General features: G+C 69.9%; 1 protein-coding gene. It reads left to right on the plus strand.

The features are described from left to right. Positions 1–144 precede the first annotated feature (144 nt). Entirely contained in the window at positions 145–16,920 is a 16,776-nt protein-coding gene (locus QM841_RS00695; protein ID WP_283330955.1) for a non-ribosomal peptide synthetase, read from the plus strand. Positions 16,921–17,014: the final 94 nt, after the last annotated feature.

Raw genomic sequence — 17,014 nt, forward strand, 5'->3', positions numbered from 1 at the left:
TGGTGATTGAACTCGAATTGCCGCTGTGATAACTGGCACCTGTGAACTTGCCGGCAACCGGCTTGTTGCTGGTGGGTAGCCTAACCTAAACTCCGTCGGGTGCCCGTCGTTGGACGGGCGCTCTCGACGGACGATCGGATCACCATGTCTCCGGACCACTCGGCGGCTGCTCGCCCCCAGCGCACTTCGGCTGAGCGCACTTCTTCCTCGGCTCGCGTCGGTTCGGCGCCTGTCGCGTTGCCGGTGACGGCCGCGCAGTCCGAGGTGTGGGTCGGGCAGCAGTTGAACCCGGGCAGCCCGGTCTACAACCTCTCGCTCGTCGTCGAGGTCGCCGGCCGGATCGACCTGGACCGTGCCGCCGAGACGATCCGGAAGACCGTCGAACGGGCCGAAGCCCTGCACGTGCGTTTCGAGCGAGGCGACGGCAACGAACTGCTGCAGGTGCCGACAGCCCCCGACGGGTGGACCCTTGCGGTCGTGGACCTGCGCGGCGACGAGGATCCCGAAGCACGTGCGCGCGTGTGGATGGACCGCGACATGGAGACCGTGGTCGACGTCGAGGGCGACGAACCGCTGTTCCGGCACGCCCTGCTGCGCACCGGGGACGAGTCGGTGATCTGGTACCAGCGCTACCACCACAGCCTCATCGACGGATACGGCATCACTCTGCTCGTGGCCGACGTCGTCGATCGATACGAACACCCCGAACTCGAGACGTCCACGGCACCGTGGCCCCTCGACACGCTCGTGGCGTCCGACCGCGACTACCGTGCGTCGACGCGCTTCGCGTCCGACCGCGACTTCTGGATCGAGCAGGTGATCGATGCGCCGGAGCCGCCTCGGCTGCTCCCGCAGGTCGTCGACCACACCGGGGCGCCGATCTCCGCCGTCGTGGAGATCGACGGGGACGACGCCGACGCGATCTACACCTTCGCCTCCGACGCCGGGATCAGGCGCACCCGGCTGCCGCTCGCCGCGATCGTGGCGTACATCCACCGGTTCACCGGCCGCCGCGACCTCACGTTGTCGCTGCCGATGACGGCGCGGGTCGGACGCGAACTGCGCCGCATCCCCGGAATGTGCTCGACGATCCTGCCGCTCCGGGTGCAGGTGGATCCCGAGATGACGGTGGGTGAGCTCGCCACCCGCATCGACACGACGCTGATCTCGGTGCTGCGGCACGGGCGTTACCGCGGCGAGGACCTCGCCCGCGACCTGCGGTCGATCGATCCGGACCGTCAGATCTTCGGTCCCGGAATCAATTCCATGATGTTCGAGCATTCGCTGACGTTCGGCGGGTTCCCGGCGTGGGTGCGGGGTTCGGCCACCGGACCGGTCCGCGACCTCGATTTCTCCATCCGCGGTGGGCAGGATTCGGAGCCCATCCAGATCGATCTCCGGGCCCCGGCCGGTCTCGGCGCCGAGCTCGAGGAACATCGTCGCAGGCTCGAGCACTTCGTCGGGCAGTTCGTCGCCGACCCGTCGCAGCCCATCGCCTCGCTCGATCCGATGACCGAGGCCGAGCGCAGGCAGTTGCTGGTGGAGTTCAACGACACGGCGTCCCCGCAGGAATCGGTGACGGTTCCCGACCTCTTCCACGCTCAGGTCTCGCGGACGCCGGATGCCGAGGCCCTGATCGCCGGCGACACCCGGCTCACCTACCGCGAACTCGGGGAACGCGTGGCGCAGCTGTCCCATCACCTGCGCGCCCGCGGTGTCGAGGCGGAAACAGTTGTGGCGGTCGGTCTTCCGCGATCGGCGGACATGGTCATCGGCCTGCTCGCCGTCATGTGTGCGGGTGGGGCGTTCGTGCCCCTCGACCCGTCGTGGCCGGAGGACCGCCGGACGTCGGTCCTCGCCGACGCCGGGGCCGCGCTCGTGCTCACCGGGCCCGGTGGAGTTGCCGACGCGGGGGAGCGGGCCGTGCCGGTCGACCTCGCGGCGTGGGCGTACGCCGAGGAGCCCACCGAGCCGCCCGCGGTGACCGTGCAGGGTTCGCGGCTGGCGTATGTCATCTTCACGTCGGGTTCCACGGGCAGGCCCAAGGGCGCCATGATCCGTCACGAGGCCGTCTGCGCGCGACTGCTGTGGCAGCGCGACGAGATCCTGGGCTTCGGGCCCGCGGACGCGTCGCTGTTCAAGGCGCCGCTGTCGTTCGACATCTCCGTGAACGAGATTCTGCTGCCTCTGGTGGCGGGTGGCCGGCTGGTGGTGGCCGAGCCCGGCGGGGAGCGGGACCCGCAGTACCTGCTGGACCTGATCGCCGGCGAGTCGGTGACGTTCGTCTACCTCGTGTCGTCGATGCTGGACGTGCTGCTCGACCTGTCGCGGGGCACGGATCGGCTGGCGGCGCTGAAGCACGTGTGGTGTGGCGGTGAGGTTCTCACGCCGCGCCTGTTCGAGAGGTTCCGGTCGCAGCTCGCCATCACGCTGTACCACGGCTACGGCCCGGCGGAGGCGACGATCGGGGTGTCGCACGTGATCTATCGGGAGGATGCGGCGCGGATCGCGACGTCGATCGGTCGCCCGAACCCCAACACCCAGCTGTACGTGCTGGACGAACACCTGAACCCGGTGCCGCTCGGCACCGGCGGTGAGCTGTACGCCGGCGGATTCCTCCTCGGCCGCGGTTACGTGGACGCTCCGGGGCTGACGGCGTCCCGTTTCGTCGCCAACCCGTTCGCGAACGACGGCTCCCGGTTGTATCGAACCGGTGACCTCGCGCGGTGGGCGCCGGACGGGTCCCTCGACTTCCTCGGCCGCGCCGACAATCAGGTGAAGATCCGGGGCATGCGACTCGAACTCGAGGACGTCGAGGCGGGCATCGTGTCGCATCCCGACGTTCGGCACAGTGCCGTCGTCGTTCGGGAGACGCCGTCGGGGGCAAAGTATCTCGCGGCCTACGTCGTGGCGAAGCAAGATTCGGTTCCGGACGTCGCCGAACTGCGGGTCTGGGCGTCGTCGAAGCTGCCGGAGTACATGGTGCCGTCGTCGTTCGTCGTCCTCGATCGGTTCCCGCTCACCCCCAACGGAAAGTTGGATAGGCGTGCGCTGCCCGAGCCGGACCTCGGCGCGGCCGGCGAGAACGTCGCGCCCCGCACCGCTGCCGAGGAAACCCTGTGTGCGCTGATGGCGGGTGTCCTCGGGGTGGAGTCGGTGGGCGTCACCGACGACTTCTTCGCGTTGGGTGGCGACAGTATCGTCGCGATCCAGCTGGTCAACCATGCTCGGCGGGAGGGTCTTTCGATCAGCCCGCGGGAGATCTTCCAGCTCCGCACCGCCGAGGCGCTCGCCCGGGTCCAGGACGGCCGGACCGCGGCCGCCGTGGACTCCGACGACGTCGCCGTCGGTGAGGTCCGCAGCACCCCGATCGTCGCCCGCATCGCGGAGCGGGGTGGTGAGATCGCCGCGTTCCACCAGTCGGTGCTCGTGCAGACTCCGGCCGCCCTCGACGAGCATGCCGCGAAGGCGGCACTCGCCGCGGTGCTCGAGCGGCACGACGCCCTGCGCGCGACGCTCGTCCGTGGTAACGGAAGCGGCCTCCGCCGCGGGGGCGACCGCTGGACGCTGTCCGTGCCGGAACCGTCCCCGGCGACGCTCGACGGAATCCTGCGGGTCGTCGAATTCGACGGCAGCGCCGAGCAACTCGACATCGAGGCACGGGCGGCCGTCGGAAGGCTCGACCCGGATGCGGGCACCATGGTGCAGGCCGTCCTCTTCTCCGCGGCCGAGGGTCCCGGCCGGTTGCTGCTGATCGGACACCACTTGGTGGTCGACGGGGTGTCCTGGCGCATCATCCTCGAAGACCTCGCCCGCGCGGGCACAGCCGTGGCGGCCGGGGGCGTCCCCGAACTCGCTCCGGTCGGGACGTCGCTGCGCCGCTGGTCCGAGCTGCTCGACGAGCAGACGCGGTCGGGTGCCTTCGACCACGAACTGTCCTTCTGGGTGGACGCGGCGACCACAGAAGACCCGCTCCTCGGTTCGCGTGCGCTCGATCCGGCCCTCGACCTCGCCGGCGACGCCGAAACCCTCACGGTGACATTGCCTACGGAGTTCACCCGACCGCTGCTCTCCACCGTGCCCGCGGCGTTCCACGGACACGTCAACGACGCGCTCCTCACCGGTGTCGCGGTGGCGTTGCAGAGGTGGCGAGACGGAGGGCCGGGCCCGGTGCTCCTCGACCTCGAGGGGCACGGACGCGAGGAAGACCTCGTGCGCCGCAGCGACGGACCCGCCCTCGACCTCTCCCGGACCGTCGGCTGGTTCACCACCGTCTATCCGGTGGTGCTCGACCCCGGCGCAGCGGCGGACGAGGCGGGAATCGCCGACGCGCTGAAGGCGGTGAAGGACCAGCTGCGCCGCATCCCGGGTTCCGGGTTCGGCTACGGCGCGTTGCGCTACCTCGGTGTCCCGAAGCCGGAACTCGCGCTCGCGCCGACCCCGCAGGTGCTGTTCAACTACCTCGGACGGGTGACGTCCGCGGAGGGCGTCGACTGGCTGCCCCGCGCCATGGGCGGCGCGGACGACCCGCGGATGCCGCTCGGACACGCCCTGGCGTTCGACGTGATCGCCGAGGACGGCGCGGACGGCCCCGTCCTGCGCACGACGCTGACGTGGGCGCCCGGTGTGCTCACCCGTGACGCCGTCGTGGCGCTCGCCGACGAGTGGACCGCGGTGCTGCGGGTGCTGGCCGGAATCGACCGTCTCGGCGGTCACACGCCGTCGGACTTCCCACTTGTGTCGCTGACACAGCCGGACGTGGACGCGCTGGCGGGGGCGGCCGACGTGCTTCCGTTGACACCGCTGCAGGAAGGCATCTACTTCCAGTCGGCATTCGAGGACACCGGCACGGACCCGTACGTGGTGCAGCAGGTGATGGAACTGACCGGGCCCGTCGACGCGGCGGCGTTGCACCGCGGGCTGCAGGCGGTCGTCGACCGGCACGCGGCCCTCCGCGTCGGAGTGCGGGCGGTATCGGACGGCCGGGTCGTGCAGGTGGTCGGCGAAAACGTCCAGGTGCCGATGGAGGTGCTCGATCTCACCGGTGTCGCGGATCCGGAGCAGCGCGTGGAACAGGTGCTGGCGGCAGATCGGGCCCGGGGCTTCGATTTCGAGCGTGGCCCCCTGCTGCGCTACACGCTCGCGCGGGTGAAACACCAAAAGTTTCTTCTGCTGCAGTCGATTCACCACATCGTCGCCGACGGGTGGTCGGTGCCGGTGATGTTGCGGGAATTGATGAACCTGTACAGCGTCGAGGGGAAGCCGCTGGCGCTGCCGACGCCCACGTCGTACCGGAGCTACCTCGAATGGCTGGGGGCGCGCGACCGTCAGGCGTCGCTCGCCGTGTGGCGGGAGGCGCTCGCCGATAGCCCCGAGCCGGTGGACCTGCCGACGCCGTCGTCGACGGGGGAGTCCGGGATCCGCAGTGTCCGGGCGACACTGCCGTCGGACGCCACCGTCGCGCTGTCCGCGGTCGGCCGGTCCCGCGGATTGACGCTCAGCACGCTCGTGCACGGCACGTGGGGTCTGGTCCTCGGCCGACTCACCGGCCGGGAGGACGTGGTGTTCGGTTCGACGGTGTCGGGCCGCGGCGGCGACCTGCCCGGAATCGAGACCATGGTGGGCCTGTTCATCAACACCGTGCCCACCCGGCTGCGGTACCGGCCCACCGACACGGTGGCCGAGACCCTCGCCCGGTGGCAGCACGAGCAGTCGACGCTGCTCGACCACCAGTATCTCGGCCTGCCCGAGCTGCGCCGGGAAGCGGGACTGCAGAACCTGTTCGAGACGCTCGTCGTGTTCGAGAATTATCCGCTCGGCGACGGCGCGGTGGCGGATCCCACCGGTGCGGTGCAGTTGACCGACATCAGGTTCGACGAGCACCCGCCGTACCCGATGACGCTGATCGTCGTGCCCGGTGACGCGCTGACACTCGAGCTGAAATACGACGCCGCCCGCATCGATGCGGCGACCGCGACCCGATTCGCGGAGTCGACGGTGGCGTATCTCGCGGAGCTGACCCGGGACGTCGACCAGAACGTGTCTTCCGTCGCGCTGGCGTCGCGCGAGCCGATCGACGCGGCACTGCGCGACGTCGAGGTGGAGTTCCCCGACACGACGGTGACGGCGCTGCTCGAGGAGCAGGCGGAGCGGACACCCGACGCGGTGGCCGTCGTGTTCGAGGACGAACACCTCACCTACGCCGAATTGCATGCGCGCGCGAACCGCCTCGCCCGACTGCTCGTCGACCGCGGGGTGGCGCCCGAGTCGAAGGTGGCGGTGGCGCTGCCCCGTTCGCTGGACCTGATGGTGGCGCTCCTCGCGGTCGGGAAGGCGGGCGGCGCCTACGTTCCGCTCGACACCGGTTACCCCGCCGACCGGCTGGCGTTCATGCTGGAGGACGCGGAACCGGTATGCGTTCTCACCGACGGCACCGTGCCATTCTCCGGGTCCGCTGTTCCGCAGGTCCGGGTATCGGACGCCGAGCGGTACTCGCCCGAGCCGCTGACCGGTGTCGCGCTCGCGCCGCAGCACCCCGCCTACGTGATCTACACGTCGGGCTCGACGGGACGGCCCAAGGGGGTCGTCGTGCCGCACGCCGGCATCGTCAACCGTCTGCTGTGGGTTCAGCGGTTCCGGCCGATCACCCCGACAGACAACGTGTTCCAGAAGACGCCGTCCAGCTTCGACGTGTCGGTGCTGGAGTTCTTCGGACCGCTCCTCGCCGGGGCGACCCTCGTGCTGGCGCGGCCGGACGGACACAAGGACCCGGCGTACCTCGCCGACGTCATCGTCCGGCGGTCGATCACGCGTGTGCATTTCGTGCCCTCGATGCTCGAGGTGTTCCTCGCCGAGCCCGCCGCCGCCCGGTGCACCGGACTCCGGATCATCTCCTGCAGCGGTGAGGCGCTTCCCGTGGCCTCCGCCCGGCGCGTCGCCGAACTCCTGCCGGGAGTGGAACTCGACAACCTCTACGGTCCGACCGAGGCGTCGGTCGACGTCAGCTACGCCGCGTCCGTTCAGGGAATCGACGTGTCCGCGCCCTCCGTGTCGATCGGCCTGCCGACGTCCAACACCGGCCTCTACGTGCTCGATCGGTACCTGCAGCCGGTGCCCGCGGGCGCCGCCGGTGAGCTGTACCTGTCGGGGCCACAGCTGGCCCGCGGCTACCTGGGCAGGCCCGGGTTGAGCGCAGAGCGGTTCGTCGCCGATCCGTTCTCCCACACCGGGTCCCGCATGTACCGCACCGGCGACATCGCCCGGGTGAACGCGGAGGGCGCGGTCGAGTACCTCGGCCGGGTCGACGACCAGGTGAAGTTGCGCGGCTTCCGCATCGAACTGGGCGAGATCGAAGCCCAGATGGCGGCGTGCCCCGGAGTGCGGCAGGCCGCCGCCGTCGTGCGCACGGACCGGCCCGGTCGGCAACAACTGGTCGGGTACGTCGTGGGCGACGCCGACGTCGACGACGTCCGTGCGCGCCTGGCTGCGGCCCTGCCGGACTTCATGGTGCCCGTCGCGTTCGTGATCGTGCCCGAGTTCCCGGTCGGCCCCAGCGGGAAGCTGGACCGCACAGCGCTTCCCGCGCCGGACTTCTCCGCGCACATGAGTTCGGGGCAGGCGACGTCCGCGCCGGTCCTCGAGAGCGGACCGGCAGCGGTGCTGGCCGCCCACTACGCCGAGGTTCTCGGTCTCGGGACTGTCGGGGTGGACGACGACTTCTTCGCGCTCGGCGGCGACAGCATCCTCGCCATCCGCCTGGTGAATCTCGCTCGCCGGGAGGGAATCACCGTAACCCCGCGGCAGATCTTCGAACAGCGGACGCCGGCCGCGCTCGCGCGACTCGTCGCGGCCACCGTCGTCGCGCCGGCCCCGCGCGTGGAGGAGTCGGGCACCGGCGTCCTGTCGCCTCTGCCGGTGGTCCATCGGCTGTCCGAATGGAGTGGCGGAAGGAACCGGTTCAACCAGGCCGTCCTGCTCCACACACCGGCGGGCACCAGCGCCACCGTCCTGACGGCCGCCCTGCACTCGGTGATCGGTCACCACGACGGCCTGCGGCAGAAGCTCACCCGGCACGCGCCGGGTGTGTGGTCGCTCGAGATCACCGAATCCGCAGACCTGGAACTGCGTCGTGTCGACGTCACCGGACTCGACGCCGCCGCGCTGCGCGAAATCGTGGCAGCAGAATCCGACGCCGCGACCGACCGGCTCGACCCCGACGACGGCACCATGCTGTCGGCGGTGTGGTTCGACGCCGGCCCGCAGGAGCTGGGCAGGCTCCTCCTCGTCGCGCATCATCTGGTGATCGACGGGGTGTCGTGGCGGACGCTGATCGAAGATCTGGCCATGGCGTGGGTGGCGGCCGACAGCGGCCAGGACGCGGCGCTCGACCCGGTGCCCACGTCGCTGCGCGGATTCGCCCGCATCGTCACCGAGCAGGCGCAGGCCCCCGACCGGCTCGCCGAACTCGACCACTGGCTGCGCGTCACCGAACCCGGTGCCGATCTGGTGCGGGGCACCGACGGGCACGCGGTGGTGAGCAGTGGCGCACGACGGACGGTGCTGCTGGATCCGCAACTCACGACGGCGCTGCTGACCACCGTTCCCGCCGTGGTCGGCGCCGACGTCACCGATGTGCTGCTGGCGGCCCTGCGGCTGTCGGCCGATCGGTGGCTCGCCGGCCGTGGGCGCGAGAACGACCTGCTGGTGGACCTCGAGCGGCACGGCCGCGAAGAACTCGCCGAGGGCGTGGATCTGTCCCGGACCGTCGGCTGGATCACCAACGTCACCCCCGTCCGGTTGCGCAGCCGGACGGGCGCACTCGAGACGCTGAAGGACGTCAAGGAGCAGCTGCGCGGCGCCCCCGACGGCGGCATCGGCTACGGCATGCTGCGGTACGTCAATGGGCGCACCGCGGGCCTTCTTGCGGCACGGGCGGAATCGCAGGTGCTGTTCAACTACCTGGGGCGCATGCCGCACGCGGTGCCCGGACCGTGGACTCCCGCGGTCGAATCCGACTCGCTGGCAACCGATCCCGATGCCGATCTCGGTGGCCCGTACCGGCTGGTGATCAACGCCCTGTGCGAGGAGTCCGAGCGGGGCACCGAACTGCAGGCCGTCTTCGCCTGGTCGGACGCCGACCTGAGCGAGGCCGACGTCCTCGCGTTGAGCGACGGCTGGGTGGCCGCACTGCGTGAACTGGCCGACGCCGCAGGAGAGCACGACGGACCGGCGATGATCACCCCGTCCGACCTTCCCCTCGTGGCGTTGACGCAGGAGGAGATCGACCGGATCGTCGAGGCGAGCCCGAGCGGGGTCGACACAGTGCTGCCGCTGTCGCCGCTGCAGGAGGGTCTCTACTTCCAGGCCGGGTTCGACTCCGGCGCCGACATCTACACGGCACAGTTCTCACTCGACTTCGCGCACCGCCTCGACACCGACAGGCTCGCCGCCGCGCTCCGCACCCTGCAGCGACGCAATCCCACGCTGCGAGCGGGATTCGTCAGTGCAGGCCTGCCCGCGCCGGTGCAGTTCTTCGGCGCCGGACTGGACGTGCCCATCGCCGAGTTCGACCTCAGGGAACTCGACGAGCCCGAACGCACGTCCTACGCCGAACAGCTGACCGCGCAGGACCGGCTGACACCGTTCGACCTCACCTCCCCGCCGCTGTGGCGGGCAATGGTGTTGCGGCTCGGCGACTCCCACGACCGACTGGTGATCAACCGGCAGTTCCTGCTGTGGGACGGATGGTCCAACGGCCTCGTCGTCAGCCAGCTGCTCGCCCTCTACGAATCGGGTGGCGACGACTCCGGGTTCGCCGCCCCGGAAGGATCTTTCGAGGACTACCTGCAGTGGCTGGCCACCCGGGACTCCGATGCCGCGCAGTCGGCGTGGACCGACGCGCTCGCCGGGCTCGACGAACCGACGCTGCTGGCCGCGACCGTCGCGGGGGCGCCGCAGCCACCGCAGCGCCGGGACGCGGTGCTGTCCGAGGAACTGAGCGAACGGCTCCGTGCCGGTGCCCGCGGCGCCGGTGTCACGTTCAACGCGGTGCTGAGCGCCGCGCTGGCCGTCGTACTCGGAATCGAGACCGGGCGCCGGGACCTCGTGTTCGGCACCACCGTGGCCGGACGCCCACCGGAAGTCCCGGGCATCGACGCGGTGGCCGGAATGTTCCTCAACACCGTCCCCGTCCGGACGACGCTGCGGGCCGACGAGACCGTCACCGACCTGCTCCGGCGAATCCAGTCGGAGCGGCTGGCGCTGACCCCGTACGACTACCTCGGGCTCGCCTCCATCCAGCGGGTGTCCGAGCACCGGCAGCTGTTCGACGTGCTGTACGTGCTGCAGAACTTTGTCGACGAGAAGCAGGTGTCGGCGCTCAATGCGGCGCACGACATCAGCGGCGGCGACAGCATCGATCACACGCACTACCCGGTCACGGTCGTCGTGACCCCGGGCGCGAGCGTGAAGGTGAAGTTCGAGTTCCACCCCGAGAAGATCTCGGAGTCGCGGGTCGAACGCATGCTGTCGCGGTACCTGACAGTGCTCGAGGAGTGGTCCACCGACCTGTCCGGTGTGGTCGGCGGAATCGCCGGTGCCGCAATGCCCGTGCCGGTCGAGCGGAAGGCCCTGCCCGACAGAACCATCGCCGATCTGTTCGCCGACGCGGCCCGCGGCCGGCCCGAAGACACGGCCCTGGTGTTCGGCGACCGCACCGTGAGCTACGCCGAACTCGACGCCGACGTGAACCGGATGGCCCGGGTCCTGCTCGGCCACGGCGCGGGCCCGGAGCGGATCGTCGCGCTCGCACTGCCGCGGACGGTGGAGATGGTGGTCGCGCTGTTCGCCGTGCTGCGCACCGGATCCGCGTACCTGCCGCTCGAACTGGACCACCCCGCCGAGCGACTCGTCGCGATGCTCGACGACGCGCGTCCGACGGTCCTGGTCACCATGTCGGACATCGCCGGAACGCTCGCCGCTGCGATGGTCGACACGCTGGTCGTCGACACCGTGGACTTCGGCGCGGTCGCGTCCGGACCGCTGTCGGAGGCCGAACTCGGCGGATTCGCGCCCGGAACCCCCGGGCGCCTGGACCATCCGGCGTACGTCATCTACACGTCCGGGTCCACGGGCAAGCCGAAGGGCGTCGTCACCCCGTACCGCGGTCTGACCAACATGCAGTTCAACCATCGTGAGGCTATCTTCGAACCCGTCGTGACTGCCGCGGGCGCTCGGCGGCTGCGCATCGCGCACACCGTGTCGTTCGCGTTCGACATGTCGTGGGAGGAACTGCTGTGGCTGGTGGAAGGCCACGAGGTCCACATCTGCGACGAGAACCTGCGGCGTGATGCCGAGGCGCTCGTGGCCTACTGCGACGCCCACGCGATCGACGTCGTCAACGTGACGCCGACGTACGCGCAGCACCTCGTCGAAGAGGGTCTGCTGGACGACGGCCCGGGGCGGCACCGGCCGCCACTCGTACTCCTCGGCGGCGAGGCAGTGTCGGATTCGGTATGGAACCGGTTGCGCGACACGGACGGAACGGTCGGGTACAACCTGTACGGTCCCACCGAGTACACGATCAACACCCTCGGCGCCGGTACTCCCGACAGCGTGACACCCACCGTCGGCACCCCGATCTGGAACACGTCCGCCTACGTGCTGGACGCGTGGTTGCGTCCGGTTCCGGACGGCGTTCCCGGCGAGCTGTACATCTCCGGGGTCGGGTTGGCGCGCGGCTACCTCGACCGGTTCGCGCTGACGGCGGAACGTTTCGTCGCCGACCCGTTCGAGGAATCCGTACGTATGTATCGGACGGGCGATCTCGTCCGGAGACGTGAGGACGGGAATCTCGACTTCCTCGGCCGGACCGACGATCAGGTGAAGATCCGCGGTCACCGGGTGGAACTCGGCGAAATCGCGTCCGCGCTCGAAGCTCTGGACGACGTCCGCCAGGCCGCCGTCGTCGTCGATTCGGGCCCGGGTGGGTTCAAGCGGCTCGTCGGCTACGCCGTACCCGTGAGTACTTATCAACCGCGGGACGTTAACAAGTACTCACAGGCGCTGCGCGCAACGTTGCCGGACTACATGGTGCCCGCCGTGGTCATCGAGGTCGACAGCCTGCCGATGACGGTCAACGGCAAACTCGACGTCAAGGCGCTGCCGTCGGCGGACGACGTGCTCGGCCGCAGCGGCGGCGCGCGCACGGAACCCCGCACCGACACCGAACGGGTGCTGTCCGCCTTGTTCGGGGAGATCCTCGGCGTCCCCGCCCCCGGGGTCGACGACGACTTCTTCGACCTCGGCGGTCACTCGCTGCTGGCCACCAGGCTGATCAGCCGGGCGCGGGCCGCGCTCGACACCGACCTCACCCTGCGCGACCTGTTCGAAGCACCGACGGTCGCCGAACTCGCCGCCCGGATCGGCGACGACACCGGTTCGACCCGTCCGGTGCTGGTTGCCGGGCCGCGGCCCGAGCATCTGCCGCTCTCCGCTGCGCAGCAACGTCTGTGGCTCCTGCAGCAGATGGAAGGCACCTCGGTTCGGGATGGGGCGGGCCCCGCCGTCGCCTACAACTTCCCGATCGTCCTCCGACTGCAGGGTGCACTGGACCCCGGGGTGTTCGAGCAGGCGCTGACCGACGTCGTGTCGCGGCACGAATCGCTGCGAACGGTGTTCGGGGAGCACGACGGCGAACCGGTGCAGGTGATCCTCGAAAACGCCCGGCCCGACGTCGCGGTGCTGGACGGCACCGAGGCCGATCTGGTGCGGCTCGTCACCGAGACCGTCGGCCGCCCGTTCGACCTGGCGACGGAGATCCCGGTGCGCGCGAGCCTCATCCGGGTCGCGGACCAGCAGGTGCTGGCCATCGTGCTGCACCACATCGCCACCGACGAATGGTCGGACCGCCCGTTCCTGCGGGACCTGATGACGGCGTACGCCGCTCGCGTCCAGGGCTCGGCGCCGGCGTGGGAACCGCTCGACGTGCAGTACGCCGACTACACGCTGTGGCAGCGCGACGTCCTTGGTGATCCACAGGACCCGTCCAGCCTCGTCAGCCGTCAACTCGACTACTGGGCGAAGACTCTCGACGGGGCGCCGGAGGAGCTGGTGCTCCCCACCGACCGCACCCGTCCCGCGCGGCCCAGCTTCGCCGGCGGTGCGATCGAGACGACGCTCGACGCCGCGACGACGCGGGCCCTGCGTGCGCTCGCCCGGACGTCGGGAACCAGCATGTTCATGGTGCTGCACGCGGCGTCGGCGGCGTTGCTGCACCGTCTCGGTGCGGGCGACGACCTGCCGATCGGCGCGCCGGTCGCCGGCCGCAGCGAACAGGGTCTCGACGACCTGATCGGGTTCTTCGTCAACACCGTGGTGCTGCGGACGGACGTGTCGGGCAACCCCACGTTCGACCAGCTGCTGGCACGGGTCCGTGACACCGACCTGGCGGCCTTCTCGCATGCGGACGTTCCGTTCGAAACCGTTGTGGAGAAGGTGAATCCGGCGCGAACCCTGGCCCGGAACCCGCTGTTCCAGGTGATGGTCGGCTATCACAGCCGGACGTCCGATTCGGCGCTCGCACCCGGCTCGGCCCTCACCCCGGTGGCGTTCGAGGAACGCACCGCCAAGTTCGACCTGGTGTTCAACTTCACGGAGTACCTCTACGACGACCGGGTCGACCTGCGCCTCGAGTACGGCTCCGACCTGTTCGACCGGGCCACCGCGGAGAAGATCGCGCGCAGGCAGGTCGTGCTGCTGGACGCCCTCGCATCCGACTCGGGTCGCGCGGTCGGCGACCTCGACGTGTTCCTCGGCGACGAACGCGAACTCGTGGTGCACGGGTTCAACGACACGTCACAGCCGGTGGCGGAGGAGACGTTCTACGAGGCGTTCGCGCGCCACGTGGCGGCGACCCCCGACGCCGTGGCCGTCGTCGACGGCCACGGCGAGGTGACGTACGCGGACCTGAGTGTGCGCGCCGACCGAGTCGCCGCACTGCTGCATCGTCGCGGCGTCTCCGTCGAAGACGTTGTGGGACTGGCGGTACCGAGATCGGCGCAGATGGTCGCGGTCGTGCTCGGGGTGCTGAAGCTCGGGGCGGCATACCTTCCGCTCGACCTGAACCACCCGTCCGACCGCATCTCCTACATGCTCGCCGACTCCGCCGCGCGGGTGCTGGTGACCACGGTGGGGGAGAGCCCGCGCATCGCGGACGTCGACGGCCTCACTCGCGTTCTCCTCGACGACGAGTCCGTCGTCACGGAACTCGGGACCGGGCCCGCCCTGCAGGTGCCGCGGCCCCCGCAGGGCCTGGACCACGCCGCGTACGTCATCTACACGTCGGGCTCCACCGGTAAACCCAAGGGTGCGATCCTCACTCACGACGGGATTCCCAGTCTCGTCGCGACCGCCGAACAGCGGATGAAGCTCGTCCCGGGTTCGGTGGTGATGCAGTTCGCGTCGATCGGATTCGACGTCGCGGTCTTCGAGTTGTCGATGGCACTGTGCACGGGGTCCCGCCTGGTCATCGTGCCCGACGAGTCCCGTGTCGCCGGACCGGAACTCACCGATTTCATGGCCGCACACGCCGTGACGCACGCGATCATTCCGCCGTCCCTGCTGGCGGCGCTGCCGTCGGGTTGCGCCGTCCCCGAGGGCTGCACCGTGCTGGTGGGCACCGAGACCGTGCCGCCGGAACTGATCGGACGCTGGGCGGAACGGCTCAACCTGCTGGCCGCGTACGGTCTCACCGAGGCCACCGTCAACAACACGCTGTGGCAGGCACGGCCCGGATGGAACTCGGCTGTGCCGATCGGCATCCCCGATCCCAACGAGCAGGCGTACGTCCTCGACGACCGCCTGCAGCCGGTGCCGCCGGGGGTGGCGGGCGAGTTGTACATCGCCGGACGCGGACTGGCCCGCGGATACCTCGGCCGGCCCGACCTCACGTCGGCCCGGTTCGTGCCCAGCCCCTTCGGCGACGCGGGCTCCCGGATGTACCGGACCGGTGACCGGGCGCGCTGGCGGGAAGACGGCAACATCGACTTCCTCGGACGCGTCGACGACCAGGTGAAGATCCGTGGATTCCGCATCGAACTCGGCGAGATCATCGCGGCCCTCGGAAGTCATCCTGCGGTGAAGCAGTCGGCGGTCGTCGCGGACCGGTCCGGTGACATCGTCCGGCTCGTGGGCTATGTGACACCGGCCGACGGTCACGCAGCCGGGCGGATCGATCCGCAGGCCGTGCGGGAACACGCCGCCGCGCGGCTGCCCGACTACATGGTGCCGACTCGCGTGGTCGTGCTGGACGGGGATCTCCCGTTGACACCCAACGGCAAACTCGACCGCAAGGCGCTGCCGCTGCCGGATTGGTCGGCCCTGACCGGGGACGGCACGCCGCAGACGCCGGAGCAGAAGGAGATCGCCGCAGCGTTCGCCGACATCCTGCATCTGCCGTCGGTGGGCATCCACGACAACTTCTTCGACCTCGGCGGCAACTCCATGGCATCGATGCGGTTGGTGGGACGTATCCGCGGGCGGTTCGCCGTCGACATCGGTATCCGGGACGTGTTCGACAGTTCCACGGTGGCCGAACTCGCCGCGATGGTCGCGGGGGCCTCGTCCATCGGCAGACCGGTGCTCACGGCGGCGGACCCGAGACCGGGGGTGCTGCCGCTGTCCGGGCCGCAACGCCGGTTCTGGAAGCAGTTCCGGGCGGCAGGCGCCGAGGCGCGGGCCAGTCACGCACTGTCGCTGCAGCTTCGCGACGCCGTCGACCCCGAGATCCTGGCGCAGGCCGTCGACGACGTCACGTCCCGGCACGAACCGCTGCGGACCGTGTACGTGGAGGCCGGGGACAGCGTCGTAGCGCAGGAAGCGGTGCGGCCCGCCCTCGAACTCGTCGACGTCGGAGACGGAGACGTCCACCGCACGGTCTTCGAATTGGCGCAGGAGCCCCTCGATCTCACCGAGCACGCACCGCTCCGGGTGCATCTCGTGACCGGCGGCGACGGCACCCAGGCACTGCTTCTCGCGATGCACTACATCGCCGTCGACGAGTGGTCCGTGGTGCCGTTGCTCGGTGATCTGATGGGCGCATACGCCGCGCGCTCGCACGGCGAGGAACCCGCATGGGAACCGCTGCCCATCGGATACGCCGACTACGTCGTGTGGTCGCAGGCGCTCGTCGGCGATCCCGAGGACCCGGACAGCCGTCGGTCGCGTCAGCTCGACTACTGGCGGGAGACGCTGGACGGCATGCCGTCCCGGCTCGAACTGCCCGCCCCGGCCGTGCGCGGACCGCGGACGGCGGAGATCGTGCCGGTCGAGATCGACGCGGAACTCCACAGCGCGGCCCGGAAGTTCGCGAGCGAGACGGGCACCAGCCTGTTCATGGTGTTGCAGGCCGCACTCGCCACCGTGTTGACACGGCACGGCGCCGGCACGGACATTCCGCTGGGGTCGCTCGTCGCGGGACGCACGGAGGAGGCGCTGGACGCGCTGGTCGGCTGCTTCTTCAATATCGTTCTGTTGCGAACGGATACGAGCGGTGATCCCGATCCCGTGGAGTTGCTGTGGCGTATCCGCACCGCGAATCTCGACGCGCTGGACAACCAGGACGTGGCGTTCGCCGACGTCGTGGAGGCGGTCGGCGAGACGCCGGTGCTCCGTCCGCAGGTCATGCTCGTTCATCACGAGCAGGCCAGGCTCGGTCATCTCGACGCGCTGGGTGGGTTGATGCCGGTGCCGGTGGGGGTTCCGGATTCGGACCTGACGCTGAGTTTCTACGAGCCGATCGGTGACGGACCTGTCCACGCGTATTTCTCGTTCTCCTCGGATGTGCTGGACGCCGAGGAGGTCCGTGGCTGGGCGTCGGAACTGTCGTCGCTGGTCACCGCATGGGCGGAAGGAGCCCGGTGATCAAGAGTGATCTAGATCGCAGTTCCGGGGCGGAGTTCGCCGCCGCGAGGGCCGGAAGTACTTGGTACTGTGCTGGAAATAAGGATAGGCTTCA

Origin of the sequence: Rhodococcus sp. IEGM 1307 (assembly GCF_030056915.1) — a bacterium.
GTDB classification, from domain to species: domain Bacteria; phylum Actinomycetota; class Actinomycetes; order Mycobacteriales; family Mycobacteriaceae; genus Rhodococcus_F; species Rhodococcus_F opacus_D.

Excerpts from the sequence above, each read along its gene's own strand:
- QM841_RS00695 (WP_283330955.1), top strand. The coding sequence starts at position 145 with ATGTCTCCGGACCACTCGGCGGCTGCTCGCCCCCAGCGCACTTCGGCT.